This window comes from Xanthomonas sp. SHU 166 (genome assembly GCF_000364685.1).
In the GTDB taxonomy this organism is placed as follows: Bacteria; Pseudomonadota; Gammaproteobacteria; order Xanthomonadales; family Xanthomonadaceae; genus Xanthomonas_A; species Xanthomonas_A sontii.
This window is the reverse complement of the sequence record NZ_AQOJ01000830.1, coordinates 1-2,699: the sequence shown is the minus strand read 5'-3', so window position 1 is coordinate 2,699 and position 2,699 is coordinate 1. Positions and strand designations below refer to the sequence as shown.

Below are 2,699 nucleotides of genomic sequence, written 5' to 3'. Positions count from 1 at the left end.
CCCCCGGCCATACCGTCGACGTGGTGCGTCCGCGCCAGGCCGGCGACGCCGACCCGGCGGATCTGCGGCTGGTGCGCGGTGCGGCGCTGCCGCGCTACCCCGGACTGAAATTCGGCCTGCCCGCGCCGCGGCGCCTGACCAAGCTGTGGCAGGCGGCGCCGCCGGATGCGGTGTACATCGCCACCGAGGGCCCGCTGGGCTGGTCGGCGCTGCGCAGCGCGCGGCGCCTGGGCATTCCGATCGCCACCGGCTTCCACACCCGCTTCGACGAGTACCTGCCGCAGTACGGCGCGGCCTGGCTGCAGTCGACCGCGCTGCGCTGGATGCGGCGCTTCCACAACCAGGCCCAGGCGACCCTGGTCCCGACCCGCGAACTGCGCGACTTCCTCGCCACCCAGGGTTTCGAGCGGGTGCGCCTGCTGGCGCGCGCGGTGGACAGCAAGCAGTTCGAGCCGCAGCGCCGCGATCCGCAGTTGCGCGCGCAGTGGGGCCTGCAGGACGACGACTGCGCGGTGCTCTACGTGGGCCGCATCGCCTCGGAGAAGAACCTGCCACTGGCGGTGCGCGCGTTCCGCCAGTTGCAGCAGCAGCGTCCGCGGGCGCGCTTCGTCTGGGTCGGCGACGGTCCGCTGCGCGAGCGTCTGGCGCAGGAGAATCCCGACTTCATTTTCTGCGGCATCCAGCGCGGCGACGCGCTGGCGCGGCATTTCGCCAGCGGCGACCTGTTCCTGTTCCCCAGCCGCAGCGAGACCTTCGGCAACGTGACCCTGGAAGCGATGGCCAGTGGCGTCGCCACCGTCGCCTTCGACTACGGCGCGGCACGCGAATACCTGCGCGACGGCATCAATGGTGCGGCGGTGGCCGACGACGAGGCCTTCATCGCCGCCGCGCTGCGCCTGGGCAGCGACGACGCGCTGCGCCAGCGTCTCGGCGAGGCGGCCTGCGCGTCGATGCAGCAACTGCGCCCGGAGCGCGTGGTGGCCGATTTCGATGCCCTGCTCAACCAACTGGCGGACACCCGGAGGACGCATGTCGACGCGGCTTGAGATCCTGCGCGGGCACGAGACCCGCTGGTGCCGGCGCGCCAACCACTGGTGCCGGCGGCGTTCGGTGCGGCGCTTCTTTTCGGCGATCAGCCGGCTCGGCGACGGCGTGTTCTGGTACGCGCTGATGACCCTGCTGGTGCTGTGCGACGGCATGGACGGCGTGTTCGCCTCCGCGCACATGGCCGCCACCGGCGTGGTCGCGCTGAGCCTGTACAAGGGTCTGAAGCGCTGGACCCGCCGCCCGCGTCCATACGCCGCCGATATGCGCATCCGCGCCTGGGTGGCGCCGCTGGACGAGTTCAGCTTCCCCTCCGGCCACACCCTGCACGCGGTGTCCTTCGGCATCGTCGCCCTGGCCTACTACCCCTGGCTGGCGCCGCTGCTGGTGCCCTTCATCGTCTGCGTGGCGCTGTCGCGGGTGGTCCTGGGCCTGCACTACCCCAGCGACGTGCTCGCCGCCACCGGCATCGGCACGTTGTTGGCGGGCGTGTCGTTGTGGTTGGTATGAGGCTGGGAATGGGGAGTCGGGAATAGGGAATAGGAACGGCGAGGGCTTTTGCCATTCCCGATTCCCGTTTCTCCATTCCCGGCGGTACTACAATGGGCGAATGACCACGCTGTTCATCTCCGACCTGCATCTGGACCCGGCACGGCCGGCGATCACCGCGCTGTTTCTCGACTTCCTGCGCGGGGAAGCGCGCCAGGCCGAGGCGTTGTACATCCTCGGCGACCTGTTCGAGGCCTGGATCGGCGACGACACGCCGTCCGAGGCGGCCGATGCGGTGGCGGTGGAGCTGCACGCGCTGCACGAGGCCGGGGTGCCGGTGTTCTTCATGCACGGCAACCGCGACTTCCTGCTCGGCGCCGACTACGCGCGACGCGCCGGCCTGCGCCTGCTGCCCGATCCCTGCGTGATCGATCTGTACGGCGAGCCGACCCTGCTGCTGCACGGCGACCTGCTGTGCACCGACGACACCGCCTACCAGGCGTTCCGCGCGCAGACCCGCGACCCGGCCTTCCAGCAGCAGTTCCTGGCGCAGCCGCTGGCCGCGCGCATCGCCTACGCGCAGCAGGCGCGCGCCGCCAGCCAGGCGCGCCAGGCCGAGTTGAAACAGGACGACAGCGCGCAGTTCGAGACCGTCACCGACGTGGCCCCGGCCGAAGTCGCCGCCACCTTCGCCCGCTACGGCGTGGCGCGGATGATCCATGGCCACACCCACCGGCCGGCGGTGCATGCGCTGGACGTGGAGGGCCGCGCCTGCACCCGCATCGTGCTCGGCGACTGGTACGAACAGGGTTCGGTGCTGCGCGTGGACGCGCGGGGCTGCCAACTGCAACAACTCTAGCGCCAGCGTCCGGCGCGGCCGCGGGCAGCCCGCCGATGCGCACCCGGCACTTCGCGGCAAGGCATTTCCCTGCGACCGCGGCGCGGCTGCAGGACGGCGCCGAATAGCGCTTCGGCCCCAGATTCCGCAGGGCCGCCGATGACGACGTCCCAGCGCACCGGGTCGTCTCCGCCCACCTCATGGCAGTCCGCAATCAGGCCTGACAATCCGGGCCGCGACGTCGACACCGCCCACATCCAGGCCACCGTCCTCCACCCGCGTTTCCTGGCCGCGCAGCGCCGCGACCACGCGCGCGGCGTGGTGCGAA

General features: G+C 71.4%; 3 protein-coding genes. All 3 read left to right on the top strand.

Annotated features, from left to right (window positions below; genetic code table 11):
- Positions 1 to 1,046, top strand: a 1,046-nt coding sequence (locus D180_RS18965) for a glycosyltransferase family 1 protein (RefSeq protein WP_017914025.1), incomplete at its 5' end; no start/stop codon positions are given.
- Positions 1,030 to 1,554 (top strand): phosphatase PAP2 family protein, encoded by a 525-nt coding sequence (locus D180_RS18960; RefSeq protein ID WP_017914024.1) that lies wholly within the window; start codon positions 1,030 to 1,032, stop codon positions 1,552 to 1,554. The genes D180_RS18965 and D180_RS18960, both read left to right, overlap by 17 nt.
- A 100-nt stretch (positions 1,555 to 1,654) precedes the next feature.
- On the top strand, positions 1,655 to 2,392 hold the full coding sequence (gene lpxH, locus D180_RS18955) for a UDP-2,3-diacylglucosamine diphosphatase (protein WP_017914023.1): 738 nt from the start codon (positions 1,655 to 1,657) through the stop codon (positions 2,390 to 2,392).
- Positions 2,393 to 2,699: the final 307 nt, after the last annotated feature.

Excerpts from the sequence above, each read along its gene's own strand:
- D180_RS18960 (WP_017914024.1), top strand. The coding sequence starts at position 1,030 with ATGTCGACGCGGCTTGAGATCCTGCGCGGGCACGAGACCCGCTGGTGC.
- lpxH (WP_017914023.1), top strand. The coding sequence starts at position 1,655 with ATGACCACGCTGTTCATCTCCGACCTGCATCTGGACCCGGCACGGCCG.